General features: G+C 72.4%; 22 protein-coding genes. 3 read left to right on the top strand and 19 right to left on the bottom strand.

The window, feature by feature from the left end:
• Window positions 1–22: 22 nt before the first annotated feature.
• The 7 genes from ABZ471_RS25710 to ABZ471_RS25680 all read right to left on the bottom strand — a co-directional run bounded on the left by ABZ471_RS25710 (window position 23) and on the right by ABZ471_RS25680 (window position 6,852).
• The gene (locus ABZ471_RS25710; RefSeq protein ID WP_359069305.1) at window positions 23–382 is read right to left on the bottom strand and encodes an MmcQ/YjbR family DNA-binding protein; all 360 of its coding nucleotides are present in this window, start codon (window positions 380–382) and stop codon (window positions 23–25) included.
• A complete protein-coding gene (locus tag ABZ471_RS25705; protein WP_359069303.1) occupies window positions 379–1,665 on the bottom strand; it encodes a hemolysin family protein in 1,287 nt (428 codons plus the stop codon). Before ABZ471_RS25705 ends, ABZ471_RS25710 begins: the two co-directional genes overlap by 4 nt.
• Window positions 1,666–1,681: 16 nt before the next feature.
• Window positions 1,682–2,179, bottom strand: a complete 498-nt coding sequence (gene ybeY, locus ABZ471_RS25700; protein WP_359069302.1) for an rRNA maturation RNase YbeY — start codon at window positions 2,177–2,179, stop codon at window positions 1,682–1,684.
• Window positions 2,180–2,194: 15 nt separating this feature from the next.
• The gene (locus ABZ471_RS25695; RefSeq protein ID WP_359069300.1) at window positions 2,195–3,265 is read right to left on the bottom strand and encodes a PhoH family protein; all 1,071 of its coding nucleotides are present in this window, start codon (window positions 3,263–3,265) and stop codon (window positions 2,195–2,197) included.
• 126 nt (window positions 3,266–3,391) lie between these two features.
• Window positions 3,392–4,516 (bottom strand): PfkB family carbohydrate kinase, encoded by a 1,125-nt coding sequence (locus ABZ471_RS25690; protein ID WP_359069351.1) that lies wholly within the window; start codon window positions 4,514–4,516, stop codon window positions 3,392–3,394.
• A gap of 102 nt (window positions 4,517–4,618) precedes the next feature.
• Window positions 4,619–5,959, bottom strand: a complete 1,341-nt coding sequence (locus tag ABZ471_RS25685; protein WP_359069298.1) for a glucarate dehydratase family protein — start codon at window positions 5,957–5,959, stop codon at window positions 4,619–4,621.
• Window positions 5,956–6,852 (bottom strand): 5-dehydro-4-deoxyglucarate dehydratase, encoded by an 897-nt coding sequence (locus ABZ471_RS25680; RefSeq protein ID WP_359069349.1) that lies wholly within the window; start codon window positions 6,850–6,852, stop codon window positions 5,956–5,958. The genes ABZ471_RS25685 and ABZ471_RS25680 overlap by 4 nt, the downstream gene beginning before the upstream one ends.
• Window positions 6,853–7,323: 471 nt before the next feature.
• On the opposite strand from ABZ471_RS25680, the gene ABZ471_RS25675 reads away from it, so the two are divergent.
• A complete protein-coding gene (locus tag ABZ471_RS25675; protein ID WP_359069296.1) occupies window positions 7,324–8,586 on the top strand; it encodes an MFS transporter in 1,263 nt (420 codons plus the stop codon).
• Here ABZ471_RS25675 and ABZ471_RS25670 read toward each other — a convergent pair.
• From ABZ471_RS25670 to hrcA, 10 genes are all read right to left on the bottom strand, one after another.
• Window positions 8,550–9,542 (bottom strand): adenosine deaminase, encoded by a 993-nt coding sequence (locus ABZ471_RS25670; protein ID WP_359069295.1) that lies wholly within the window; start codon window positions 9,540–9,542, stop codon window positions 8,550–8,552. The two genes, ABZ471_RS25675 and ABZ471_RS25670, sit on opposite strands and share 37 nt — an antisense overlap.
• Before the next feature lie 20 nt (window positions 9,543–9,562).
• Window positions 9,563–10,468, bottom strand: coding sequence for a ribonuclease Z (locus ABZ471_RS25665; protein WP_359069293.1), 906 nt, complete (start codon window positions 10,466–10,468; stop codon window positions 9,563–9,565).
• Between the two features lie 6 nt (window positions 10,469–10,474).
• Window positions 10,475–10,828, bottom strand: a complete 354-nt coding sequence (locus ABZ471_RS25660) for an HIT domain-containing protein (protein WP_359069292.1) — start codon at window positions 10,826–10,828, stop codon at window positions 10,475–10,477.
• Window positions 10,829–10,923: 95 nt separating this feature from the next.
• Window positions 10,924–14,106, bottom strand: coding sequence for a PDZ domain-containing protein (locus ABZ471_RS25655; protein ID WP_359069290.1), 3,183 nt, complete (start codon window positions 14,104–14,106; stop codon window positions 10,924–10,926).
• Window positions 14,107–14,214: 108 nt separating this feature from the next.
• Complete coding sequence (locus ABZ471_RS25650) at window positions 14,215–14,775, bottom strand: hypothetical protein (RefSeq protein WP_359069289.1); 561 nt, start codon at window positions 14,773–14,775, stop codon at window positions 14,215–14,217.
• Between the two features lie 117 nt (window positions 14,776–14,892).
• Window positions 14,893–15,285 (bottom strand): VOC family protein, encoded by a 393-nt coding sequence (locus tag ABZ471_RS25645; protein WP_359069287.1) that lies wholly within the window; start codon window positions 15,283–15,285, stop codon window positions 14,893–14,895.
• 17 nt (window positions 15,286–15,302) lie between these two features.
• Window positions 15,303–16,043 (bottom strand): 16S rRNA (uracil(1498)-N(3))-methyltransferase, encoded by a 741-nt coding sequence (locus ABZ471_RS25640; RefSeq protein ID WP_359069285.1) that lies wholly within the window; start codon window positions 16,041–16,043, stop codon window positions 15,303–15,305.
• Window positions 16,040–17,116, bottom strand: a complete 1,077-nt coding sequence (locus ABZ471_RS25635) for a nitronate monooxygenase (RefSeq protein ID WP_359069284.1) — start codon at window positions 17,114–17,116, stop codon at window positions 16,040–16,042. Before ABZ471_RS25635 ends, ABZ471_RS25640 begins: the two co-directional genes overlap by 4 nt.
• A gap of 212 nt (window positions 17,117–17,328) precedes the next feature.
• Entirely contained in the window at window positions 17,329–18,465 is a 1,137-nt protein-coding gene (dnaJ, locus tag ABZ471_RS25630; protein WP_359069282.1) for a molecular chaperone DnaJ, read from the bottom strand.
• Complete coding sequence (gene hrcA, locus ABZ471_RS25625; protein ID WP_359069280.1) at window positions 18,466–19,482, bottom strand: heat-inducible transcriptional repressor HrcA; 1,017 nt, start codon at window positions 19,480–19,482, stop codon at window positions 18,466–18,468.
• 171 nt (window positions 19,483–19,653) lie between these two features.
• On the opposite strand from hrcA, the gene ABZ471_RS25620 reads away from it, so the two are divergent.
• Both ABZ471_RS25620 and ABZ471_RS25615 read left to right on the top strand, forming a co-directional pair.
• Complete coding sequence (locus ABZ471_RS25620) at window positions 19,654–20,388, top strand: MBL fold metallo-hydrolase (protein ID WP_359069278.1); 735 nt, start codon at window positions 19,654–19,656, stop codon at window positions 20,386–20,388.
• Between the two features lie 34 nt (window positions 20,389–20,422).
• Complete coding sequence (locus ABZ471_RS25615) at window positions 20,423–21,235, top strand: DUF3097 domain-containing protein (protein WP_359069276.1); 813 nt, start codon at window positions 20,423–20,425, stop codon at window positions 21,233–21,235.
• 21 nt (window positions 21,236–21,256) lie between these two features.
• Here the strand turns inward: ABZ471_RS25615 and hemW are convergent, their stop codons facing one another.
• Both hemW and ABZ471_RS25605 read right to left on the bottom strand, forming a co-directional pair.
• The gene (hemW, locus tag ABZ471_RS25610) at window positions 21,257–22,489 is read right to left on the bottom strand and encodes a radical SAM family heme chaperone HemW (RefSeq protein WP_359069274.1); all 1,233 of its coding nucleotides are present in this window, start codon (window positions 22,487–22,489) and stop codon (window positions 21,257–21,259) included.
• A gap of 27 nt (window positions 22,490–22,516) precedes the next feature.
• Entirely contained in the window at window positions 22,517–24,364 is a 1,848-nt protein-coding gene (locus ABZ471_RS25605) for a SpoIIE family protein phosphatase (RefSeq protein ID WP_359069347.1), read from the bottom strand.
• Between the last annotated feature and the right edge of the window lie 183 nt (window positions 24,365–24,547).

Here is a 24,547-nt window from a genome sequence, read left to right as displayed (position 1 = left end):
TCAGCGGGGGCCGGCAACGGGTTTACGGGCGGTCCAGCCGCAGCCGCTCCGCCCTCGGCAGACCCGCGACGACGAGGTCGTACGAGTCCTCGATCAGCTCCTTGACCAGGCGGTCCGGGAGTCCGCCGTCGACCGTCACGGTGTTCCAGTGGCGCTTGTTCATGTGCCAGCCGGGGACGATCAGCCCGTCGTGCTGGCCGCGCAGCCGGATCGCGTCCTCCGGGTCGCACTTGAGGTTGACCGTCAGGGGCCGCCCGTCCAGGTGCGTCAGGGCGAACATCTTCCCGAGGACCTTGAAGACGGAGGTGTCCGGGTTGAACGGGAAGTCCTCCACGGCCGCGTTGAAGGACAGGCAGAAGGCGCGCAGCTCCTGGGGCGTCACTCGGGCCTCTCCTCGGGTGCGGGTTCGACCAAGACCGTCACGATCTTGTTCCGGCGTCCTGAGGCGGCCTCCGCCGTCAGCTTCAGCCGGCGCTCGTCGGGCAGTTCCACCTCGGCGGACGCGCCCGCGATGGGCACGCGGCCGAGCGCCTTGGCGAGCAGTCCGCCGACGGTCTCCACGTCCTCGTCGTCGTACTCCTCCAGGCCGTACAGCTCGCCGAGGTCGGTGATGTCGAGGCGGGCCGTGACCCGGTAGCGGTCGTCGCCGAGGTCCTCCACGGGCGGGAGTTCACGGTCGTACTCGTCGGTGATCTCGCCGACGATCTCCTCGAGGATGTCCTCGATGGTGACGATGCCCGCGGTGCCGCCGTACTCGTCGATGACGACGGCGACGTGGTTGCGCTCCTTCTGCATCTCGCGCAGCAGGTCACCGGCGTTCTTGGTGTCGGGGACGAAGACGGCCGGGCGCATGGCCGTGGACACCAGGTCGTTCTCGGCGTCGCGGCTGATGTGCGTCTTGCGGACCAGGTCCTTCAGATACACGATCCCGACGATGTCGTCCTCGCTCTCGCCGGTGACCGGGATCCGGGAGAACCCGGAGCGCAGGGCGAGGGTGAGGGCCTGCCGGATGGTCTTGTACCGCTCGATGACGACCAGGTCGGTGCGCGGGACCATCACCTCGCGCACCAGGGTGTCCCCGAGTTCGAAGACCGAGTGCACCATGCGGCGCTCCTCGTCCTCGATCAGCGACTCCTTCTCGGCGAGGTCGACCAGCGCGCGCAGCTCCGCCTCGGAGGCGAACGGGCCGCGGCGGAAGCCCTTGCCGGGGGTGAGCGCATTGCCGATGAGGATGAGGAGGGACGGGATCGGGCCCATGACGCGGGCGAGCGGCAGCAGCGCGTACGCCGCCACCGTCGCCGTGTTCAGGGGATGCTGGCGGCCGATGGTGCGCGGGGAGACGCCGACGGCGACGTACGACACCAGGACCATCACGCCGATGGCGACCAGCAGGGCCTGCCAGGTGGCCGTGAACTCCTGCAGGCAGGCATAGGTCACCAGAGCCGCGGCCGCCATCTCGCAGGCGACGCGGACCAGCAGGGCCACGTTCAGATAGCGGGTGGGGTCGGCGGCGACCTGCGCCAGCTTGGCGCTGCCACGGCGCCCGGTGCGTACGGCCTCCTCGGCGCGGAAGCTGGAGACGCGCGCGAGGCCCGCCTCCGCACAGGCGGCGAGCCAGGCGACGACGACCAGTGCGATCGCGCCGAGGACGATCTGCGGACTCATACGACGACCGGCCCTCTTACGAGACCGTCGGCGCCGGGGACGGCCCGGTCAGTCCCCGCTCGCCCCGCCACCCGTCCACGATGGCGGCCTGGAGGCCGAACATCTCGGCCTTCTCGTCGGGCTCCTCGTGGTCGTACCCGAGAAGGTGCAGTACCCCATGGACGGTGAGCAGTTGGAGCTCCTCGTCCATGGAATGCTGCGTGGGCGCTTCCTCGCCCTGCTTCTTGGCGACCTCGGGGCACAGCACGATGTCGCCGAGCAGCCCCTGCGGGGGCTCCTCGTCGTCCTTGGACGGCGGACGCAGCTCGTCCATCGGGAAGGACATGACATCGGTGGGCCCCGGCAGGTCCATCCACTGGATGTGCAGCTGCTCCATGGCGTCGTCGTCCACGACGATCACCGAGAGCTCGGAGAGCGGGTGGATGCGCATCCGCGCGAGCGCGTAGCGGGCGATGTCGAGGATCGCCTGCTCGTCGACCTCGGTGCCGGACTCGTTGTTGACGTCGATCGACATGGTGGTGCCGTGTCTCTACTTCCCCTTGTGCCCGGACCGGCCCCGGCCGCCCTTGTGGGTGCCGTTCTCGGTGCCGTGCTCGCTGTCGTACTGCTCGTACGCGTCGACGATACGGCCCACCAGCCTGTGCCGTACGACATCCTGGGACGACAGCCGGGAGAAGTGGACGTCCTCGACGCCCTCCAGGATCTCCTGCACCTGCCGCAGACCGGACTTGGTGCCGTTCGGCAGGTCGACCTGCGTCACGTCACCGGTGATCACGATCTTCGAGTCGAAGCCGAGACGGGTGAGGAACATCTTCATCTGTTCGGGGCTGGTGTTCTGGGCCTCGTCCAGGATGATGAAGGCGTCGTTGAGCGTACGGCCGCGCATGTAGGCGAGCGGTGCGACCTCGATCGTCCCGGCCGCCATCAGCCGCGGGATCGAGTCCGGGTCGAGCATGTCGTGCAGCGCGTCGTACAGCGGGCGCAGGTAGGGGTCGATCTTCTCGTAGAGCGTGCCCGGCAGGAAGCCGAGGCGCTCGCCGGCCTCGACCGCGGGACGGGTCAGGATGATCCGGTTGACCTGCTTGGACTGCAGGGCCTGTACGGCCTTGGCCATGGCCAGGTAGGTCTTGCCCGTACCGGCGGGACCGATACCGAAGACGATCGTGTGCTTGTCGATCGCGTCGACGTACCGCTTCTGGTTGAGCGTCTTGGGGCGGATCGTGCGGCCCCGCGAGGACAGGATGTTCTGCGTCAGCACCTGGGCCGGGGTCTCCGGGCCGTCGCTCGTCCCGTTCTCGCTCGCCTTGAGCATGGCGATCGAGCGTTCCACTGCGTCCTCCGTCATCGGCTGCCCGGTGCGGAGCACCAGCATCATCTCGTCGAACACGCGCGCAATGAGGGCGACGTCCGCGGGGTCGCCGACCGCGCTGATCTCATTGCCCCGGACATGTATGTCGGCTGCCGGGAAGGCCTTCTCGATCACGCGCAGGAGGGAGTCGCCGGAACCCAGTACGGTCACCATGGGGTGCTGGGCGGGGACGGTGAGCTGTGCTCTCGCCTGCTCCTGCGCGGGGGTGTGAGCTGTGGGTGTCTGAGTCATGGGCCGGCGCTGTAGGCCTGCGGTTCCTCCTCGTCACGGCCGCGTAGCTGAGGGCGGCCTCGCACTGTCCAGAGTACGACGGTGCACTGACAAGGCCGTAGGGCTTTTCACAGGAGCCTCTGCCCGTCAGGCCGACCGCCGGAAGCCGATCGTCGGTACGGCCCGCCTGAGCGGCCACGGCCGGTCCAGTTCCTCCGGCACGAGTCGGTCCAGGAACGCGTACCGCCGCAGCGCCGCCGGATCCTGCCCCTCCACCGACTGGACGCGACGCCACCACGCCCCGATCTCGGACCACCCCGGCGCCGACAGCGACCCGCCGAACTCCTGGACGGACAGCGCCGCGGTGAGCCCCGCGAAGGCGAGCCGGTCGGCCAGCGGCCACCCTGCCAGGGACCCCGTGACGAAACCGGCGACGAACACGTCCCCGGCCCCGGTCGGATCCAGCGCCTCCACGGCGATCGCGGGCACCTCGGCGGCCTCCCCCGTGCGCCGGTCCACTGCGTAGGCCCCCTCCGCCCCCAGGGTCACCACGGCCACCGGCACGTACTCGGTCAGCGCATGCGCGGCAAGACGCGGGCAGTGCGAGCCGGTGTACCGCATCGCCTCCTCGGCGTTGGGCAGGAACGCCTCGCAGTGCCCGAGGTCGGTGAGGCCGGCCAGGTCCCAGGCCCCGGTGTCGTCCCAGCCGACATCCGCGAAGATCCGGGTGCCCGCGCGGGCGGCCTCGGCGATCCAGGGGGCTCGCGTGCCAGGGGTGAGCGAGGCGACGGCCGCACGCGCGCGGGGCGGGCAGTCCGGCGCGGGCTCCTCCGGCGGCGGCTCGTGGCCGTGGGACACCATGGTCCGCTCGCCCTCGTAGGCCATGGAGACGGTCACCGGCGAGTGCCAGCCGGGCACCGTCCGCGAGGTCGTGAGGTCGATGCCCTCCCCCTGTTCCAGCGCGTCCCAGCAGTACTCGCCGTAGTGGTCGTCCCCGAAGGCCGCCGCGAGGGACGTCCGCAGACCGAGCCGGGCGAGCGCGGTGGCCATGTTGGCGACCCCGCCCGGGCTGGAGCCCATCCCGCGGGCCCAGGACTCGGTGCCGCGCACGGGCGCCGAGTCCAGGCCGGTGAAGACGATGTCCAGGAAGACCGTGCCCGTGAGATACACGTCCCAGGGCGGACCGTCCGCGGCCCGCAGGGCGGCCAGCGGGTCGACCTGGGCCTGGCAGCGCGCTGCCCGGGTGAGGTGCTCGGGTTCCTCTCCGGCGATCGTGCGGGACGGGGTCACGGTGCGCTCCCTGAGCTGATGCGGATCTGGCCAGTGTGCACCACATCCCACCCGGGGCACGGCCCCCGTCGCACCGGCACGCGGTCACCAGCGGGGCATCACCGGCGTCCGCCAGCCGGGCTCGGCCACCCGCATCGCCGCGGCGTCGTCGCGCTCGCGCATCGTGCCGTCGTCCTCGGCCCACCGCCGGTGCAGCCGGGCCAGTTCGTCCCGGTCCAGCTCCACGCCGAGACCGGGCGCGTCGGACACGACGACCGTGCCGCCGCTGAAGGTGAGCCGCTCGGTGAGGACGTCCTCGGACTGCCAGGGGTAGTGGGAGTCGCAGGCGTGGTGGAGGCCCGGGACGGTGGAGGCCACGTGGGTCATCGCGGCGAGGCTGATGCCGAGGTGGGTGTTGGAGTGCATGGACACGCCGACCCCGAAGACGTCGCAGATCGCGGCGAGGTGCCGGGTGTTGCGCAGCCCGCCCCAGTAGTGGTGGTCGGAGAGGACCACCTGGACGGCGTCCCTGGTGAACGCCTCCTTGATCTCACCGAAGGTGGTCACGCACATGTTGGTGGCGAGCGGAACGCCCGCCCGTCGCCCACCACCACCCTTGTCCGAGGTGCTTCGCGCCGCCCCTCTCAATTCGGCGGACACCTCTGCCATCGCCGGGGTACCCAGCGTCGGGTCCTCCAGGTACTCGAGGACGTCCCCGAGCTCCTTCGCCACCTTCAGCGAGGTCGCGACGGACCAGGCGCCGTTGGGGTCGAGCCGCAGCGGGTGCCCGGGGAAGGCCTCGGCGAGGGCCCTTACGGCCGCGATCTCCTCGTCGGGCGGGAAGACACCGCCCTTGAGCTTGAAGGAGGTGAAGCCGTAGCGCTCCTTGAACCGGCGTGCCTGGGCGACGACTCCGGCCGGGTCCAGGGCGGCGCCCCAGTCGTCCGGCTCGGCCGCGACGCCCTCCGGGTGGCCGGCCCACTTGTAGAAGAGGTAGGCGCTGTACTCGACCGCGTCCCGCAGCTTGCCGCCGAGCAGTGCGTGCACGGGCAGCCCGAGCGCCCGGCCCTGGGCGTCCAGGCAGGCCACCTCGAAGGCGGAGAGCACGGACAGCCGCAGCTTGTCGGCGCTCTGCACGCCTCGCAGCCCGCCGGCGTCCACGGTGCCCCTGACCCGGCTCTCGTCGACGGCGAGGTCCAGAGAGAACAGACTGTTCACATCCATGACCGAGCGTCCGGTGAGGTGCTCGGCGAGAGGGCGGGCCAGCTCCAGGTACTTGGTGTCGCCGTACGTCTCCCCGAGGCCGGTGATCCCGTCGGCCGTCACGACCTCCACGATCAGCCGGGGGGTGTACGGCTGGTGCACGCCCTGGACGTTGAGCAGCGGCGCGTCGGCGACCAGGATCGGCGTGAGCCGTACCTCGGCGATGGTCAGGTCACGGGTCACAGGGAGGCTCCTACGAGGGCGAGTCCGGCGGTGAGGAGGGCCTTCAGGTCGGCGAGGTCGGCGGGCGAGGGGTCGGTCAGCGGGGCGCGGACGGGGCCGACCCGTTCGCCGCGCAGCCGGGCCGCCGCCTTCACCAGGGACACCGCGTATCCGGGTGTGCGGTCACGCAGTTCGACGAAGGGGACGTAGAAGTCGCGCAGCAGTTTCTCGGTCGTGCCGTGGTCGCCGCTCTGCAGGGCGGTGAAGAAGGCGTCCGCGATCTCGGGGGCGAAGGCGTGCACGGCGGAGGAGTAGGCGGGGACGCCGACGGTGGCGTAGGCGCGGGCCTGGATCTCGGCGGTGGCGGCACCGTTGAAGAAGAGGAAGTCCCCGGGGGCGGCGAGGGTGAGGCGCTGGAGCCGGTCGAGGTCACTGTGGCCGTCCTTGAGGCCGATGACGTTCGGGATGCGCGCGATGCGCCGTACCGAGGCCACCGTATAGGCGACCTGGCCGCGCTGGTAGGCGACGATCGGCAGCCGGGTGCGGGCGGCGAGCTGCTCCAGCTGGGCGGCGAGGCCCTCCTGCGGGGCGGCGACGAGGTAGTGCGGCAGCACGAGCAGGGCGTCGGCGCCGGCCTCCTCGGCGATCCGCGCGAACCGGGCGGCCTGCGCCCAGCCGTACCCGGTCCCGGCCACCACGGGCACCTGCCCGCCCGCCTCCTCGACGGCGACGGTCACGACCTGCCGGTACTCCTCCTCGTCCAGCGAGAAGAACTCGCCGGTGCCGCAGGCCGGGAAGAGGGCGCCGGGCCCGGCGGCGAGCCGGGCGGCGACATGGGCACGCAGGCCGTCGGGGTCGAGTGAGCCGTCGTCGTGGAAGGCGGTGAGCGGGAAGGACAGCACGCCGTGCGCCATGCCCTCCCGCAGCCGCCGCGTCACGTCCTGCGGACTCGGGTCGCCACCCACCAGATCATCTCCTCTCGTGAATGCCGTCTACGTATGAGAACAGAGGCTAGATACATGGATGAGCGGCAGTCAATGAGGAAACAGCAAAGAGCCCCACCCCGCACACGGCGGGATGGGGCTCTGTCGGAGCGCTGGGCAGGCCTTGCACCTGCATCTCCCCGCAGGAAGCGGGGCGTCTTTCCTTGGACCACCAACGCACTGTCCGGCACCGGGAATTCCGGCGACCGCGACGTGATCAACTATAGCGGATGCGGTTACCCCCACCGGCAACCCGCAAACCAAAGATGACGCGGATCACACCTCCCAACCTTCTTCTCGAACCGCCTGCTTGATACAACTTGCTCGCGCGTTCCCGTCCGTCGACGGCCGTCGCCCCTCCCCCTTTCTGAGCCGCTCCTTTCGCCTGCCCTGGGAACGCCCGTGTTCGCCCCCCGCTCCATGCCCTGGCCCCTCGTCGCCCTTTTCACGGCCGGGTATCTCGCCCCGTACCTGCTGCCGACCACCGTCGGCCGGCTCGACGCCGGGCTTCCGCTCTCCGCGACCCAGGCCGGGGCCACCGGCAGCGCGCTGCTGCTGAGTTCGGCGGCCGCGGGCTTCCTGCTGGCCTCCCGCATCGAACGGATCGGCGCGCGCACCCTCGCCCGGCTCGGGCTCATGCTCGCCGTCCTCGGCTACGGCGGGGCCGCACTCACCGGGTTCGTACCGGCCGTCGTCGCGGGTGCGCTCGTCGGCGGGTTCGGGTCCGGTACGGTCACGGCGGTCGCCGCCGGCGGTATCGCGGCCCAGAGAGACCCGCACCGGGTCACCACGCTCGGCCTGCTCGGCGTCTCCGCCCTCGCGGGCGCCCTCTATCTGACGATCCCGCACCTCGGCCCCGGCCACGGACAACCGCTCGCCGCGATCGCGCTGACGGCCCTCGCGGTGTGGCCGCTCACCGGCCGCCTGCCCGGCCGTACGGCACCGGCCCGCGCCCTCCCCCACGCTCGAGCACGCTCACGCGGGGGAACACCCGTCGAGCGCGGCCGGCTCCCCCGCCTCCGCGCCGGTCTGGTGCTGGCCGCGGCCATGATGTGCTGGTCCCTCGCGCAGAACTCGCTGTGGGGCGTCAGCGGCCGCATCGGACTCGGCCAGGCGCATCTCACCGAGGTCACCGTCGGCGCGGTGTTCGCGCTCGCGCTCGGCGCCGGGCTGGTCGGGGTCGTGGGCGCGGGGGCGCTCGGGCCGCGGCTGGGCCGGGCGTTGCCGATCGGCGCGGGTACGGCCCTCATCGCGGGCTGCATCGCGCTCAGCGCCTCGGCGACCGACCTGCCGGCCTTCGCGGCGGGCGAGATCGCCTGGAACCTGCTCTACCCGGTCGTGCTGTCGTACGTCATCGGCCTGGCCGCCTCCCTGGACCCGCGCGGCCGCTGGGCGGTACTGGTCGGCTCGGCGTCGTCACTGGGCACGGCGGCAGGCCCGCTGACCGGGAGCGCGCTGGCGGCCTGGGCGGGGTTCCCGGTCATGGGCGAGGTCCTGGCGGTGGGGCTGCTGGGGGTGGCGGTACCCCTAGCGGTGGTGGCGCTGCGGGCGGGCAGGCGGCCCCTGCCGGTCGTGGAGGTCGCGATGGAGACGCCCGCCGTGCCCGCCCAGAACGCGTACGACACCGCCTACGCGAACTCGTACGCCTCCACCTCGGCCAGGTAGCGCGCCCGCCGCTCCTCGTCGTCCTCCAGGAAGGAGGCGAGGAAGGAGTTGCGGGCCAGCTCGCGCATCTGCTCCTTGGTCAGCCCGAGGGCGTCGCGCACGGCGTGGTAGTTGTCCGCGACGTAGCCGCCGAAGTAGGCAGGGTCGTCGGAGTTGACCGTGCACAGCAGGCCGGCGTCGATCATCGCGCGCAGCGGGTGCTCCGGCAGGACGTCGACGGCCCGCAGCCGGACGTTGGACAGCGGGCACAGGGTCAACGGGATGCGGTCCCGGACCATGCGTTCGACCAGCGCCGGGTCCTCCATGCAGCGCAGGCCGTGGTCGATCCGTTCCACGCCGAGGACGTCCAGTGCCTCGGTGATGTACGCGGGCGGCCCCTCCTCCCCCGCGTGCGCCACGCGGCGCAGTCCGAGCGCGGCGGCGGCCTCGTACACCTCACGGAACTTCACCGGCGGGTGTCCGACCTCGGCCGAGTCGAGGCCGATGCCGGTGATCCGGTCCAGGTAGGGCCTCGCCGCCTCCAGCGTCTCCAGGGCCGAGTCGGCGGACTCGTCGCGCAGGAAGCACAGGATGAGCCTCGTGGAGACGCCGTGGTTGTCCTCGCTGCGGCCGAGTGCCCGCCACAGCCCCTCGACCACCGTGCTCATCGGCACGCCCCGCGCGATGTGGGCCTGCGGGTCGAAGAAGATCTCCGCGTGCCGCACGCCCTGCGCGGCGGCGCGGGCGAGGTAGGCGTCGGCCAGGTCCTCGAAGTCCCGCTCGGTGCGCAGGACGGCCATCAGCTCGTAGTACAGGTTCAGGAAGGACTGGAGGTCCTCGAACTGGTACGCCTTGCGCAGCTCGTCGGTGTCGGCGTAGGGCAGCTCGACACCGTTGCGGGCGGCCAGCGCGAAGGCCAGCTCGGGCTCCAGGGTGCCTTCGATGTGGAGGTGCAGTTCTGCTTTGGGGAGAGCCATCAAAGCATCGTATGCGTGTTTTATCTGCGCTTCGGAACCGGCACTCGCAGGAGATCGTGCGCGACGGTCAGCTCTCCCTCGAACCCGGCGGCGCGCGCCTGCCGCTCGAACTCCTCGGGGTCGGAGTAACGCTGGCTGAAGTGGGTGAGGACGAGGTGCCGCACCCCGGCGTCCCGTGCCGCTGCCGCCGCCTGTCCGGCCGTCAGATGACCGTGGTCCTCGGCGAGTGCGACGTCCTCGTCGAGGAAGGTGGACTCGATGACGAGCAGGTCGCAGCCCTCGGCGAGCGCATGCACCCCGTCACACAGCCGGGTGTCCATGACGAACGCGAACCGCTGCCCGCGGCGCACCTCGCTGACCTCGTCCAGGGTCACGTCCCCGAGCCGTCCCTCGCGCTGGATCAGGCCGACGTCCGGTCCGTTGATCCCGTGCGCGGCGAGCCGTTCGGGCAGCATGCGGCGCCCGTCGGGTTCGATCAGCCGGTAGCCGTAGGACTCGACGGGGTGGGACAGCCTGCGGGCTTCCAGGGTGTACGACGGGGTGACCGCGAGGGTGCCGTCGGCGGCGACCGGTGCCTCGGTGAGGTGGACGGTCTCCCGGTAGGCGGTGGCGTACCGCAGTCGGTCGAAGAAGCGCTGCCCGGAGCGCGGGTAGTGCGCGGTGACCTCGTGCGGCACCTGGTCGAGGTTGATGCGCTGGATGACTCCGGCGAGGCCGAGGGAGTGGTCTCCGTGGAAGTGCGTGACGCAGATCCGGTTCAGGTCGTGGGCGGCGACCCCGGCACGCAGCATCTGCCGCTGCGTGCCCTCGCCGGGGTCGAACAGGATGCCCTCGCCGTCCCAGCGCAGCAGGTAGCCGTTGTGGTTGCGGTGCCGGGTCGGGACCTGGCTGGCGGTGCCGAGGACCACCAATTCACGGACGGACATGGCGACTTATCCGGGGGGCCATTCCATGCCGCGGCCGCCGAGCACGTGCGCGTGGGCGTGCCAGACGGTCTGGCCGGCGCCGCTGCCGGTGTTGAAGACGATGCGGTAGCTCTCCAACTTGTCCTCGTCGGCTACGGCCTGCGTCTCGGCGAGCACGTCGGCGGCGAGCGCGGGCGCGGCCGCGGCCAGCTCGGCGACGTTCTTGTAGTGGGCCTTGGGGATCACCAGGACATGGGTGGGCGCCTGGGGGTTTATGTCGCGGAAGGCCACGGTGGTCTCGGTCTCGCGGACGACCGTTGCCGGGATGTGGCCTGCGACGATCTTGCAGAACAGGCAGTCGTCCTGCGGTTCTCCCGCCATCGCGTGTGCCTCCTCACGCTGGTGATCAGTACGGTGGGCATCGTAGTCGCTCGGCTGCGGCGCCGTGTGGGCCGGTCGCCCGGTCCCCCGCGCCTCTAGCCGGGCAGGCCGGGCGGTGTCTTCGCAGGCGCCGTCTCCAGGGCCTCGAGCGCCAGCCTGATCGCCTCGTCCAGCTGTGGGTCCCTGCCCTCGGCCCAGTCCTGCGGGCGCTGGACCACCTCCACATCCGGGTCCACGCCGTGGTTCTCCACGCCCCAGCCGACCCCCTCCAGCCAGAACGCGTACTTCGGCTGCGTGATCAGGGTGCCGTCGACCAGGCGGTAGCGGCTGTCGATACCGATGACGCCGCCCCAGGTGCGGGTGCCGACGACCGGGCCGATACCGAGGGCGCGGATCGCCCCGTTGACGATGTCGCCGTCCGAGCCGGAGAACTCGTTGGCGACGGCGACGACGGGACCGCGCGGTGCGTCCCTCGGGTAGCTCTCGGGCCGCATGCCGCGCGGCATGTCCCAGCCGACGATCCGCCGGGACAGCTTCTCCACGACGAGTTGGGAGGTGTGGCCGCCGCGGTTCTCCCGCACGTCCACGACGAGGCCCTCGCGGGCCACCTCGACGCGCAGGTCACGGTGGATCTGGGCCCAGCCGGGCGCCTGCATGTCCGGTACGTGGAGGTAGCCGAGGCGGCCGCCGGACGTCTCGTGGACGTGGGCCCGGCGGTCGGCGACCCAGGCGTGGTAGCGCAGTGGCTCCTCGTCCGCGAGCGGGACCACGACCGCGTGCCGGGGCTCGCCCCCGCCGGCGGGCGACACGGTCAGCTCGACGGGCTTTCCGGCCGTGCCGACCAGCAGCGGGCCGGGGCCGGTCACGGGGTCGACGGGATGTCCGCCGACCGCGACGATCGCGTCCCCGGGGCGCACGGCGACACCGGGCGCGGCGAGCGGGGAGCGGGCGGCCGGGTCGGAGGTCTCCGAGGGCAGGATGCGGTCGATGCGCCAGCCGCCGTCCTTGTGACGGGAGATGTCGGCACCGAGCAGGCCCTGCCGGGCGCCGTTGCCGAAGGCGCCGCGCGGGGTGACGTAGGCGTGCGAGGTGCCGAGTTCGCCCTGCACCTCCCACAGGAGGTCCACCAGGTCGTCGTGGGTGGCGAGGCGGTCGAGGACGGGCCGGTAGCGGGCGAGGACGCCGTCCCAGTCGACGCCGTTCATGTCGGGCCGCCAGAAGTTGTCCCGCATGATGCGGCCGGTCTCGTCGTACATCTGCCGCCATTCGGCGACCGGGTCGACGGTCTGCCCGATCCGGCTCAGGTCGACGGTGATGGCCGAGTCGCCGTCCTCGTCGTCGGAGCCGCGCCGGTCGGCGGGTACGACCTTGAGCCGGCCGACGGTCCGCAGCAGCACCCGCCTGCCGTCCCCGCTGACCTCGAAGTCGTCGGCGTCGGCGGCCAGATGCTCCAGGCGCTGCTGGACGAGGTCGTACCGCTCCAGCTCGCTCTTCGGGTCGGGCGCGTCAGGGGTGGCACGGGTGGCGCCGAGGACTCCGCGCACCGGGTGGCGCAGCCACAGCACGCCGTCCTTGGCGGCGCGCAGGTTGGTGTAGCGGGCGGCCTCGACCGGGAAGGGCACGATGCGGTCGACGAGGCCGTCGAGGTCGATCCGGGTCGCCGGGGTGCCCTCGCTGTCGGGCGTCTCCTCCTTGTCGGGCGTCCCGAAGGGCCGGCCGTGCCGCTGCGGCCCGAACGGGGACGGCGTGGTCGCGGCGAGGGTGATCAGGTGCGGCCGGACGCCCTCCACGAAGGCCAGGTCGAAGACGTGCTCGTCGTAGACCGGGTCGAAGGAGCGGCTGGAGAGGAAGGCGAGGTGTTTGCCGTCGAGGGTGAAGGCGGGCGCGTAGTCCCGGAAGCGCAGCGGGGTCGCCTCGGTGACGGACAGGTCGGCGGTGCGGGCGATGCGGAGCTGGGCGAGCGGGCTCGGGCCGGGGTGGGACCAGGCGAGCCAGCCCGAGTCGGGTGAGAAGGCGAGGTCGCTGACGTCGCCGTACTCGCTGCGGTCCACCTCGCGGACCTCGCCGCTCTCGCACTCGACCAGCAGCAGCCGTCCGTCGTGCGAGGCGACGGCGGCCCTGCTGCCGTCGGGGGCCATGGCGAGTTCCAGGACGCGGCCGAGCTGCCCGGCGGCGATCCGGCGCGGGATCGCGCCGGGGGCGACGCCGGTGGCGGGCGCGAACTCCAGGGCGTCCTCGCCCTCGGCGTCCGTCACCCACGCCACCCACTCCTCGCCCTCCGTACGGAAGGTGCGCGGCAGCCGGGCCCGTACGCCGGACTGGGCGGCGAGCGCGCGGGCCGGGCCGGAGCGGTGGGTGACCCAGTGGACGGCGCCGCGCACGGCGACCGCGCTGCCGCGCGCGGTGTGGTCGGGGACGGCGGACCCGAACCAGCGCGAGGCCTTCACCGGGAAGGGCTGGAGGTCCACGCGCGCGCCGCCGAGCCGGACGTCCAGGCGGCGCGGCGCGGCTTCGTCGAGGTCGTCGAGCAGCCAGAGTTCACCCGCGCTGGAGTAGACGACCCGGCTTCCGTCGGTGGCGGCATGCCGGGCGTAGAAGCCGTCGAGCGGTGTGTGGCGCCGCAGGTCCGTCCCGTCGGCGAGGGAGGAGTAGAGGGCGCCGGTGCCCTCGTGGTCGGACAGGAACGCGATCCTTCCCCACTCTCGGCTTCGCTCGAGCGGGGGGACCCGCATCCCCGCCCACAGCGGGTACTCGAGGTTGCCGTCCAGCTCCTCGTGCAGCCGGACGAAATCGCCGCTGCCCTCCCGGTCGATCCACAACTTGCCCGCCGTGCCGCCCCGGTAGCGCTTCCACCAGGCGGCCTCGCGGCCCATCGGGGCGGACAGCAGCACGGTGTGCGGGCCGTGGGCGACGGCGCCGACCGGCCCGTACGGCAGCGTGGCGGCGGGTCCGCCGTCCAGCGGGACGGCGCGCGCCCAGCTGCGGCGCAGGCTCGCCTGGCCCTGGGTGCTGAGGGCGAGGACCTCGCCGTCCGGGGTCCAGCCGCACACCTGGGTCTTCCAGCTCCCCCAGTGCGTCAGCCGCCTGCCGGGGCCGCCGTCGACGGGGGCGATGTGCACCTCGGGGGCGCCGTCCCGGGTGGAGGTCCAGGCGACGGTCGTGCCGTCGGGCGAGATGCGGGGGTGGTTCACCGGCACGTTGTCGGCGCTGACCCGCCAGGCGCGCCCGCCGTCCAGAGGTGCCAGCCATACGTCGTCCTCGGCGACGAAGGTCACCAAGTCACCGTGGATATGGGGAAATCGGAGGTAGCCTGAGGATCCCGTCGAAGCGCCCTGAGTCACCCCGTCACCTTACGCAGCGGGCAGCGGGTCCGCCCCCGGTTCCGATCACTTGCCCTGCACCGGCCAGCAGGTCGGGTCGCCCTTGCACCACAGCGTCCGGGTGACGGTGACCGTGACGGTGGGCTGCCCGCCCGGGGGCCGGTAGGTGGCGGGCGGGGTGTACGGCGGCTTCGGCGTGGCGTCGCAGTCGCCGAGCCCGCCGACGTGGAACACCTGCCTGCCCGCGACCCTGGCCGTCAGGTCCCCGCGGACGCAGGCCCCGTCGACGGCCTTGGTCACCTTCCCGGTGACGGTGATCTTCCGCCCGTCCCTGGTCTCCCCCTGGCAGTCGACGGAGACGACGGTGGTCTCCGACGGCGAGGGGGTCTTCCCGGGCGTGTAGCCGGCCTTGCCGTAGCTCCCGGTACAGGTCAGCCAGTTGACATCGACGTGCTGCCGGCCGAGTTCGGCGGTCGCGGTCCTGTCGGTGGTGTACGCGACCGTCGCCGAGCTGAGATCACCCGGCTGGCACGCCGTCACCACACCCACGGTCACCGCCGCGAGCCCTGCCACGCCCAGCACGCGCGCGGGTCGCGGCCGGCGCCGAATCCGCCTCAATACCCCCATGGAGGGCAGCGTGCCACCGGCCCGGGCGCGGCGGAAGGCCGCATACGGCCACTCGTCAGTTCGGTTACGCCACCATCGGATGACCCGCAGCGGCGGGTCGCCGCCCGGTCACGGACCTCAGCCGCGCAGCAGGAGCCACTCCTGGAGTTCCACCAGGTTTCCCTCGGGGTCCTTGAGGTGGGCCGCGCGCATGCGGTCGCTCAGGAGGGCCGGGCCGTGGATCAGGGTGGCGCCGCGGGAGGTGATCTGCTCGCAGTAGGCGTCGAGGTCGTCGACGCGCAGGACGACCAGGGAGCGGTGGCCGGTGGCCGCCTCGCCCAGCTCGCCGAGGATCTCGGCCATCATCGACCGGTCCTGCAGTGCGATCCCGGCGGAGCCGGCGTGCGGGCTGAACTTCTCGTACGGACCCTCGATCGCGCCCGACTGCGGCTTGAGGCCGAGCACTTCGGCGTAGAAGCGGTAGCAGGCGGAGAAGTCGGTGACGAGGAGCCGTATCTGGGCGAGTTCCATCTGTTCCCCCAGGTGGGTCAGGACCAGCGGCCGGTGCGGCCCAGGAGGAGGGCCGCGGCGGCGGTGCCGGCGGTGGATGTACGCAGCACGGTGGGGCCGAGCACGTAGGGCCCCGCGCCCGCCTCCGCGAAGAGCGCCAGCTCCTCGGGGGAGACGCCGCCTTCGGGGCCGACGACGAGCACGATCTCACCCTCGGTGGGGAGTTCGGCGGTGGCGAGCCGCTGCTCGCCGCTCTCGTGGAGTACGGCCGCGAAGTCCGCCGCGGCCAGAAGTGAGGCAACCTGCTTGGTCGTTGCCGCGTCCGCGACCTCGGGGAAGCGGACCCGGCGGGACTGTTTGCCGGCCTCCCGGGCGGTGGCCCGCCACTTGCCGAGCGCCTTCAGGCCGCGGTCGCCCTTCCACTGCGTGATGCAGCGGGACGCCTGCCACGGCACGACGGCGTCGACGCCGACCTCGGTCATCGTCTCGACGGCGAGCTCGCCCCGGTCGCCCTTCGGGAGGGCCTGGACGACGGTGATACGGGGGGACGCCTCGGGTTCCTCGTGGACGGACTCCAGGTCCATGACCACCAGGCGGTCCTTGCCCTCGGCCGCCTTGACCACGCCCTCGGCCCAGCGGCCGTGCCCGTCGGTGAGGACGACGTCCTCACCCGGCCGCAGCCGCTTCACGGAGACGGCGTGCCGTCCCTCGGGGCCGTCGAGCACGAACTCCGGCCCGACGGGGTCGAGTCGGTCCACGACGAAGACCGGGGCCGTCATCGCCCGTCACCTCCGGCCGACAACGCTGTCCGAGCGGCGGCGAGTTCGGCCGCCAGCACCTCCACCAGCTCCCCGGCGGGCAGCTCCCGGGCCATCCGGTGCCCCTGTCCCGCCCACAGCGCCATGCCCTGCGCGTCCCCGGCCTTGGCGGCGGCCTTGCGCAGCGGCGAGGTCAGGTGGTGGATCTCGGGGTAGGCGGCGGGGGCGTACGGGCCGTGCTCGCGCAGGAAGCGGTTGACCAGTCCGCGGGCCGGGCGGCCGGAGAAGGCGCGGGTCAACTCGGTGCGGGCGAACAGGGGGTTGGTCAGCGCCTGCTTGTGCAGGGCGTTCGCGCCGGACTCGGGAGTGGCGAGGAACGCCGTCCCCAGCTGGGCCGCGCACGCGCCCGCCGCGAGGACGGCGGCGATCTGGCTGCCGCGCATGATGCCGCCGGCGGCGACGACCGGGATGCTCACGGCCTCGCTGACCTGCGCGATCAGCGAGAGCAGGCCGATGCCGGAACCGTCGTTCTCCGGGATGTCCCGGTGGGTGCCCTGGTGGCCGGCGGCCTCCACGCCCTGTGCGATCACCGCGTCCGCCCCGGCCCGCTCGACCGCGAGGGCCTCCTCGGCGGTGGTGGCGGTGACCAGGGTGCGGGTCCCGGCACGGCGGAGGGAGTCGAGGACGTCCCGGCTCGGGACACCGAAGTGGAAGGAGACCACCGGCACCGGGTTGTCGAGGAGGACGGCGAGCTTGGCGTCGTAGCCGTCGTCCCGGCCGCTGTCGGGGTCGCCCAGCTCGGTCTCGTACCAGGCGGCCTCGCCGGCCAGCTGGTGCGCGTAGACCTCCACCGCACCCGACTCGGCATACTCGGGCTGGGGCATGAACAGGTTCACGCCGAAGGGCCGGGTCGTGAGCCCCCGCAGCTGTTTGATCTCCTGGTACATGCCGTCGGCGGTCTTGTAACCGGCGGCGAGGAACCCGAGACCGCCCGCCTCGGACACGGCGGCGGCGAGCTGCGGGACGGAGACACCACCCGCCATGGGGGCCTGCACGATCGGGTGAGGGAAGAGATCGGTCAGTGCGGAGGACATGACGGCATGTTGTCACGTCCTCCGAACAAGTCCGAATCCGGGCTTCCCGCGGCATAGGCCAGGGGCATAAGGGGGGCCTAGGCACCCCTTCCGAGTGACCTCAGCGCCCGTTGAAAGCGTCCTTCAACCGCGAGAACAACCCTTGCTGCCCCGGCTGACTGTGCCTGCCCGGGGGCCGACCCCCGGACCCCCAGCCGCGACCTCAGCCGACGTCAGCGCCCATTGAAGGCATCCTTCAACCGCGAGAACAACCCCTGCTGCCCCGGCTGGAACTGCCCCGTCGGGCGCTCCTCGCCCCGCAGCTTCGCCAGCTCGCGCAGCAGTCGCTCCTGCTCGGGGTCGAGCTTGGTCGGCGTCATGACCTCGACGTGCACGATGAGGTCACCCCGGCCGCCGCCGCGCAGATGCGTGACGCCCCGGTTGTGCAGCGGGATCGACTGGCCGGACTGGGTGCCGGGCCGGATGTCGACCTCCTCCATGCCGTCCAGGGTCTCCAGCGGCACCTTGGTGCCGAGGGCCGCCGCGGTCATCGGGATCGTGACCGTGCAGTGCAGGTCGTCGCCGCGCCGCTGGAAGGTCGGGTGCGGCAGCTCGTGGATCTCGACGTACAGGTCACCGGCCGGACCGCCGCCGGGGCCGACCTCGCCCTCGCCGGCGAGCTGGATCCGGGTGCCGTTGTCGACACCGGCCGGGATCTTGACCGTCAGCGTGCGGCGGGAGCGGACGCGTCCGTCGCCGGCGCACTCCGGGCACGGGGTCGGCACGACCGTGCCGAAGCCCTGGCACTGGGGGCAGGGGCGGGAGGTCATGACCTGGCCCAGGAAGGACCGGGTCACCTGGGAGACCTCACCGCGGCCGCGGCACATGTCACACGTCTGGGCGGACGTGCCCGGGGCCGCGCCCTCACCGTTGCAGGTGTTGCAGACGACCGCCGTGTCGACCTGGATGTCCTTGGTCGTCCCGAAGGCCGCCTCGTCCAGCTCGACCTCGATGCGGATCATCGCGTCCTGGCCGCGCCGGGTGCGCGAGCGCGGGCCGCGCTGCGACGCCGTACCGAAGAACGCGTCCATGATGTCGGAGAAGTTGCCGAAGCCGCCGGCCCCGAAGCCGCCCGCACCGGCGCCGCCGGACTGGGAGAGCGGGTCGCCGCCGAGGTCGTAGACCTGCTTCTTCTGCGGGTCCGACAACACCTCGTAAGCGGCGTTGATCTCCTTGAACCGCTCCTGGGTCTTCGGATCCGGGTTGACGTCCGGGTGCAGCTCGCGCGCGAGCCGACGGAACGCCTTCTTGATCTCATCCTGCGACGCGTCGCGGCGCACGCCGAGAACGGCGTAGTAGTCCGTGGCCACTTACGACTCCGCCAGGATCTGTCCGACGTACCGTGCCACTGCGCGTACCGCTCCCATCGTTCCCGGGTAGTCCATGCGGGTCGGTCCGACCACGCCGAGCTTGGCAACCGCCTCGCCGCCCGAACCGTAGCCGACCGACACGACGGAGGTGGAGTTGAGTCCCTCATAGGCGTTCTCGTGCCCGATACGCACGGTCACGCCCGGATCCTTCGCCTCGCCGAGCAGCTTGAGGAGCACGACCTGCTCCTCAAGCGCCTCCAGGACGGGCCGGATCGTGAGGGGAAAGTCATGCGGGAAGCGGGTCAGATTGGCGGTGCCGCCGATCATCAGCCGCTCCTCGTTCTCCTCGACCAGTGTCTCCAGCAGAGTGGAGAGCACCGTGGAGACCGTACCGCGGTCCTCGGCCTCGAAGGCCTCGGGCAGGTCCTCGACCAGCCGTGGTACGTCGGTGAACCGGCGGCCCGCGACCCGGCTGTTCAGCCGGGCCCTGAGGTCCGCCAGGGACGCCTCCCCGAACGGCGCCGGGCAGTCGACCATCCGCTGCTCGACCCGGCCGGTGTCCGTGATCAGCACGAGCATCACGCGCGCGGGCGCGAGCGAGAGCAGCTCCACGTGCCGCACGGTGGACCGGGTCAGGGACGGGTACTGCACGACGGCGACCTGCCGGGTCAGCTGCGCGAGCAGCCGTACCGTACGGGCCACGACGTCGTCCAGGTCGACGGCGCCCTCGAGGAAGTTCTGGATCGCCCGGCGCTCGGGCGCGGTCATCGGCTTGACGCCCGCGAGCTTGTCCACGAACAGCCGGTAGCCCTTGTCGGTGGGGATGCGCCCGGCGCTGGTGTGCGGCTGCGCGATGAACCCCTCGTCCTCCAGGGCCGCCATGTCGTTGCGTACGGTCGCCGGGGAGACGCCGAGGTTGTGCCGCTCGGTGAGGGCCTTCGAGCCCACCGGCTCCTCGGTCCCCACGTAGTCCTGGACGATGGCGCGCAGCACCTGAAGCCTGCGTTCACTCAGCATCCGCGCTCACCTCCAGCATGTCGGTCCCCTCGGCCCTTCGGCCCTTCGAGTCGTCCGCCTGGCACTCTGTGTGTCCGAGTGCCAGCGTTCCCCGGCCCAGTGTACGGCCGTGGGGTACTCACTGGGCAAGGTCGGTCCAGCCGTTCCGGCTCGTACCGCTAGCGTCGCGGTATGACGGTGACTTGGGAAGAGCTGGGCTGGGAGCAGCTGGCCCCCGGGGTCGGACGGTGCCGGCTGCCCGGCTGGGACTGCACCGCGGGCCTGGTCCTCGGGGAGGGTACGGCCCTGGTGGTCGACGCCGGGTCGAGCCCGGCCGAGGGCGCGCGGGTGCGGGAGGCGGCGCAAGGGCTGGCGGGCCGGCGTGTGACCCATCTCGCGCTCACCCATCCCCACTTCGACCACGTCTTCGGCGCGCCCGCGTTCGCCGGGGCGGAGGTGTACGCGGCGGTCGGCATGGACGCGGTGTTCGCGTACGAACGTGAGGAACTGCGCCGGGACGCGGTCGCGCACGGCCTGCCGACGGCGGACGCGGACGAGGCGGTGGCCGCCCTGGCCCCTCCCCTCCATCTGGTCTCCGGCGAGTGGACGCTGGACCTCGGCGGCGGCCGCCAGGTGCTGCTGGCCAACGTGGGCCCCGGTCACACGGCCCACGATCTCGCGGTCCTCGTTCCCGGCTCGGTCTCCGGCACCGCGGAGATCGTCTTCTGCGGCGACCTGGTCGAGGAGTCCGGCGAGCCCCAGGCGGGCCCGGACGCCGTACCGTCGCGATGGCCGGACGCGCTCGACCGGCTGCTCGCCCTCGGCGGCGAGGACGCGCTGTACGTGCCCGGTCACGGCGCGGTGGTCGACGCGGCGTTCGTACGACGGCAACGCGACGAGCTGGCAGCGCGTTTCGGCGTGTCGTGAGTGCAGACCGGCGGCTTCTCCTATCGTCATCCGAATGCGCCAGTACTCCCCGGACCTGACCCCGCCCTGGAAGAAGCCCAAGCCGGTGCCGGAGGTCCCGGCGGAGCCCGGCCTGGTGGTCGAGGAGACCGGCACCGGTTTCTGCGGCGCGGTGATCCGCTGCGAGGCGGGCACGGTGACGCTGGAGGACCGCTTCGGCAAGCACCGGGTGTTCCCGCTGGAGCCGCGCGGCTTCCTGTGGGAGGGCCAGGTGGTGACGCTGGTACGGGCATCGTCCTCGGCGCCTGTACGTCCCACCCGTACGGCATCCGGTTCGGTGGCCGTTCCCGGCGCACGCGCGCGCGTGGCCCGCGCCGGCCGCATCTACGTCGAGGGCCGGCACGACGCCGAGCTGGTCGAGAAGGTGTGGGGCGACGACCTGCGCATCGAGGGCGTGGTCGTGGAGTACCTGGAGGGCGTGGACGACCTGCCGGCGATCGTGTCTTCCTTCGCACCGGGTCCGGACGCGCGGCTGGGAGTGCTCGTGGACCACCTCGTGCCGGGCACGAAGGAGTGGCGGCTCGCGGAGTCGGTGACCAGTGAGCACGCGTTGGTCGTCGGCCACCCGTACATCGACATCTGGGAGGCGGTGAAACCGTCGTCCCTGGGCATTCCCGGCTGGCCCCGGGTGCCGCGCGGTCAGGACTGGAAGACAGGCGTGTGCCGGGCGCTGGGGTGGCCGGAGAACACAGGGGCGGCGTGGCAGGGGATTCTGTCGCGGGTGCGGTCCTACAAGGATCTTGAGCCGGAGTTGCTGGGGCGGGTGGAGGAGTTGATCGACTTCGTTACGGGTAGCGGTGGGGCCTGACCTTCTCGCTCGCCCGGGTGATCAGTCCACCAGATCCCGCACCACCGCATCCGCCAGCAACCGCCCCCGCAGCGTGAGCACGGCCCGCCCCTCGTCGTACGGCCCCTCCTCCAGCAGCCCGTCCGCCAGCGCCCGCCGCGAAGCCGCGAGCCCCTCCTCCTTCAGCAGCGACAGCGGAGCGCCCTCCCGCAGCCGCAGCTCCAGCAGGATCCGCTCCACCCGCCGGTCCTCCTCCGGCAGCACCTCGCGCCCGGCCCCCGGAGACCGCCCCGACGCCAGTGCCGCCGCATACGCCCCCGGATGCTTGACGTTCCACCACCGCACCCCGCCCACGTGGGAGTGGGCTCCCGGGCCCGCGCCCCACCAGTCCGCGCCCCGCCAGTACAGCTCGTTGTGCAGGCAGCGAGCCGCCTCCGAAGTGGCCCAGTTGGAGACCTCGTACCAGTCGAAACCGGCGGCCGACAGGGCCTCCTCGGCGATCAGGTAGCGGTCGGCGTGGACGTCGTCGTCCGTCATCGGGACCTCACCCCGGCGGATGCGGCGGGCGAGCTGCGTGCCCTCCTCGACGATCAGGGCGTACGCGCTGACGTGGTCCGGACCCGCGCCGATCGCCGCGTCCAGAGAGGCCCGCCAGTCGTCGTCCGACTCGCCGGGAGTGCCGTAGATCAGGTCCAGGTTCACGTGCTCGAAGCCCGCCGCCCGCGCCTCCGCCACGCACGCCTCGGGGCGGCCCGGGGTGTGGGTCCGGTCGAGGATCTTCAGTACGTGCTGCTTCGCGCTCTGCATGCCGAACGAGATCCGGTTGAAGCCGCCCTCCCGCAGCTTGGCGAGGTAGGCCGGGTCGACCGACTCCGGGTTCGCCTCCGTCGTGATCTCCGCGTCCGGCGCGAGACCGAACTCGTCCCGGATCGCGCCCAGCATCCGCACCAGGTCCTCGGCGGCCAGCAGCGTCGGCGTACCGCCGCCGACGAAGACCGTACGGACCTCGCGCGGGTCGTCGCCGAGCACCTTGCGGGCCAGGCGGATCTCGTCGGTCAGGGTGTCCGCGTAGTTGTCCCGGGACGCCAGCACTCCACCGGTGCCGCGCAGCTCGGTGGCGGTGTACGTGTTGAAGTCGCAGTAGCCGCAGCGGGTCGCGCAGTACGGGACGTGCAGGTAGAACCCGAGGGGTCGGTCGGCGGCCCCGGCGAGGGCGGAGTCAGGCAGCGCGCCGTCGTCGGGGACCGGCTCGCCGTCGGGAAGTGCAGAAGGCATGTCCTCCATTGTCCCGTACGGCAGCGGTCACCCGGTCTCGGCCTGGAGGACCAGCAGGGCCAGATCGTCCTCGGGCAGGCCGCCGCCGAAGTCGTGCACCAGGCAGCGGATCCTTTCCGCGATCAGTTCGGCACTCAGGCCCGCACAGCCGGACAGGGCCCGCGCGAGCCCGTCCCCGTCGTCGAACTGGTGGGGACCGGAGCGCCGCTCGGTCACCCCGTCGGTGACGCACAGCAGGCTGTCGCCGGGCCGCAGGTCGACGGTCTCGCTGGTGTACGTCTCGTCCTCGACCACCCCGAGCAGGGTCTGCGGCCGGGCGGCGGTGCGCACCTCGCCGTCGGGGCGCAGGAGCAGCGGCAGGGGGTGTCCGGCGGAGGCGAGGGTGCAGCGGACGCCGTCGTCGTGCGGGGTCAGCTCGCCGTAGAGGAGGGAAAGGAAGCGGGTCTGCGGGCCGTCCCCGGGGAACACGGGCCGGCCGCCGGCGGCGACCAGCGCGCGGGCGGCCGCGTCGGCGGCCTCAGTGGCGTCGTCCAGGAGGAGCTGGTTGAGGCGGTCGAGAACGTCGGCGACCCGGTAGCCCTCCCGGGCGAGCAGACGCAGCCAGGGGCGGGCCAGTCCGATCACGACCGCCGCCTCGGGGCCCTTGCCCTGCACGTCGCCGACGGCGAAGCACCAGCGGCCGTCGCCCGCCGGGAACAGGTCGTAGAAGTCTCCGCTGGGACCGCCCTTGTCGCAGGGTTCGTAGACGAGCGCGCTGCTCACCCCGGGGATCTGCGCGACGGCGCCGGGCAGCAGGCCGCGCTGCAGGACGGCGCTGATGGTGACCTGCCGGGCGTACTGGCGGGCCGCGCCGACGGCGAGGGCCACCCGGCGGCTGAGGTCCTCGATCAGGCCGGTTACCTCGTCGGGGAAGCGGTCCAGCCCGCAGCGTCCGATGACCAGCGTGCCCAGCGGGCGGCCGCCCGCGATCAGCCGGTACGCAAGCGCCGTGCCGTGGGCGCCCTGCGGGCCGAGCGCGTCACCGGGCCAGGGGTAGGTCTCCGGGCCGGACCTGAGCCCGTCCAGCGGGCACGGCGGGTCCTTCTCCAGGGCACGGGACAGCTCCTCGATGCGGTTCTCGCTGGCGTGCCAGACGCGTGCGGGGGCGCCGCCGTCGCCGCCGCGTAAGGTCGCTTCGTCCTCCAGCCACACCGCGCACCAGTCCGCCAGCCGGGGCACGATCAGCTGGCCGGTGAGGGCCGTGACCAGGCTCTCGTCCAGCTGCCCGGCGAGCAGGTCGGAGGCCTCGGCGAGGAAGGACAGCGCTCCCCGGCCGAGCCAGTCCCGGTCGGCTCCGGGGCGCTGCGGCTGCGGGGCGAGGGCCTCGGCCGCCTCCAGGGTGAGCTCGGGGGCGGGCCCGGCCGGGTCCTCCTTGCCGCCTGCGGGCAGCCGCGCCCACACCGTCTTGGTACCGGCGCGGTAGGTGACGCCCCAGGACTCGGCGAGCGTGGCGACCATGCGCAGGCCGCGACCGTGGTCGGGGATGTCGTACGGCGCCTCGCCGCCCGCGGGGTCGCGCGGGGCGCGCGTGGGGTGGTGGTCGCGCACCTCCACGACGAACGCGCCGGTCTCCTCCAGACGCCAGTCGACCTCCACCTCGGTGCCGGCGTGGACGACGGCGTTCGTGACGAGTTCGCTGACGACGGCCAGGGCGTCCTCGGCCAGCCGTGCGGACCCCTTCGGGTCGCCGAGCCCCAGGTCGGCCCACTCGGCGAACGCGGCGCGCAGCAGCGCACGTGCCGAGCCGGGCGCGAGGGGACTGCCGGGCAGGGTGGCGTGCCCGTGTGCCCCACGGTTGTAGGTCTCGCTCTCCCGCTGCGCCGGTATGGCCGCCATGTCCATGCGGCCAGGGTGACAGACAGGCCCCACACCTATGCGCTGAGTTACCGAAGTAGACAGCCACGCGTGAGAACTGTGCTACGGGTGTGCTCGAACACGGTCGGAAAGTGGGCGGAATTCGAGCATCCGCGCGTCGTCTGCTCATCTCGTCGACTCATGTCGTCGGCTCGCGTCGTCGGC

The organism is Streptomyces sp. NPDC005728 (assembly GCF_040630895.1).
Taxonomy (GTDB): Bacteria; Actinomycetota; Actinomycetes; order Streptomycetales; family Streptomycetaceae; genus Streptomyces.
Note: the sequence above shows the minus strand (reverse complement) of the source record. Positions and strands in the feature narration are given on the sequence as shown.

What these genes read in the sequence shown, in the direction of transcription:
- ABZ471_RS25705 (WP_359069303.1), bottom strand. Translation starts at nt 1,665, where the DNA reads ATGAGTCCGCAGATCGTCCTCGGCGCGATCGCACTGGTCGTCGTCGCC.
- ybeY (WP_359069302.1), bottom strand. Translation starts at nt 2,179, where the DNA reads ATGTCGATCGACGTCAACAACGAGTCCGGCACCGAGGTCGACGAGCAG.
- ABZ471_RS25695 (WP_359069300.1), bottom strand. Translation starts at nt 3,265, where the DNA reads ATGACTCAGACACCCACAGCTCACACCCCCGCGCAGGAGCAGGCGAGA.
- ABZ471_RS25680 (WP_359069349.1), bottom strand. Translation starts at nt 6,852, where the DNA reads ATGGCGCACGGCGTGCTGTCCTTCCCGCTCACCGCCTTCCACGACGAC.
- ABZ471_RS25670 (WP_359069295.1), bottom strand. Translation starts at nt 9,542, where the DNA reads ATGGCTCTCCCCAAAGCAGAACTGCACCTCCACATCGAAGGCACCCTG.
- ABZ471_RS25665 (WP_359069293.1), bottom strand. Translation starts at nt 10,468, where the DNA reads ATGTCCGTCCGTGAATTGGTGGTCCTCGGCACCGCCAGCCAGGTCCCG.
- ABZ471_RS25660 (WP_359069292.1), bottom strand. Translation starts at nt 10,828, where the DNA reads ATGGCGGGAGAACCGCAGGACGACTGCCTGTTCTGCAAGATCGTCGCA.
- ABZ471_RS25650 (WP_359069289.1), bottom strand. Translation starts at nt 14,775, where the DNA reads ATGGGGGTATTGAGGCGGATTCGGCGCCGGCCGCGACCCGCGCGCGTG.
- ABZ471_RS25645 (WP_359069287.1), bottom strand. Translation starts at nt 15,285, where the DNA reads ATGGAACTCGCCCAGATACGGCTCCTCGTCACCGACTTCTCCGCCTGC.
- ABZ471_RS25640 (WP_359069285.1), bottom strand. Translation starts at nt 16,043, where the DNA reads ATGACGGCCCCGGTCTTCGTCGTGGACCGACTCGACCCCGTCGGGCCG.
- ABZ471_RS25635 (WP_359069284.1), bottom strand. Translation starts at nt 17,116, where the DNA reads ATGTCCTCCGCACTGACCGATCTCTTCCCTCACCCGATCGTGCAGGCC.
- hrcA (WP_359069280.1), bottom strand. Translation starts at nt 19,482, where the DNA reads ATGCTGAGTGAACGCAGGCTTCAGGTGCTGCGCGCCATCGTCCAGGAC.
- ABZ471_RS25620 (WP_359069278.1), top strand. Translation starts at nt 19,654, where the DNA reads ATGACGGTGACTTGGGAAGAGCTGGGCTGGGAGCAGCTGGCCCCCGGG.
- ABZ471_RS25615 (WP_359069276.1), top strand. Translation starts at nt 20,423, where the DNA reads ATGCGCCAGTACTCCCCGGACCTGACCCCGCCCTGGAAGAAGCCCAAG.
- hemW (WP_359069274.1), bottom strand. Translation starts at nt 22,489, where the DNA reads ATGCCTTCTGCACTTCCCGACGGCGAGCCGGTCCCCGACGACGGCGCG.
- ABZ471_RS25605 (WP_359069347.1), bottom strand. Translation starts at nt 24,364, where the DNA reads ATGGCGGCCATACCGGCGCAGCGGGAGAGCGAGACCTACAACCGTGGG.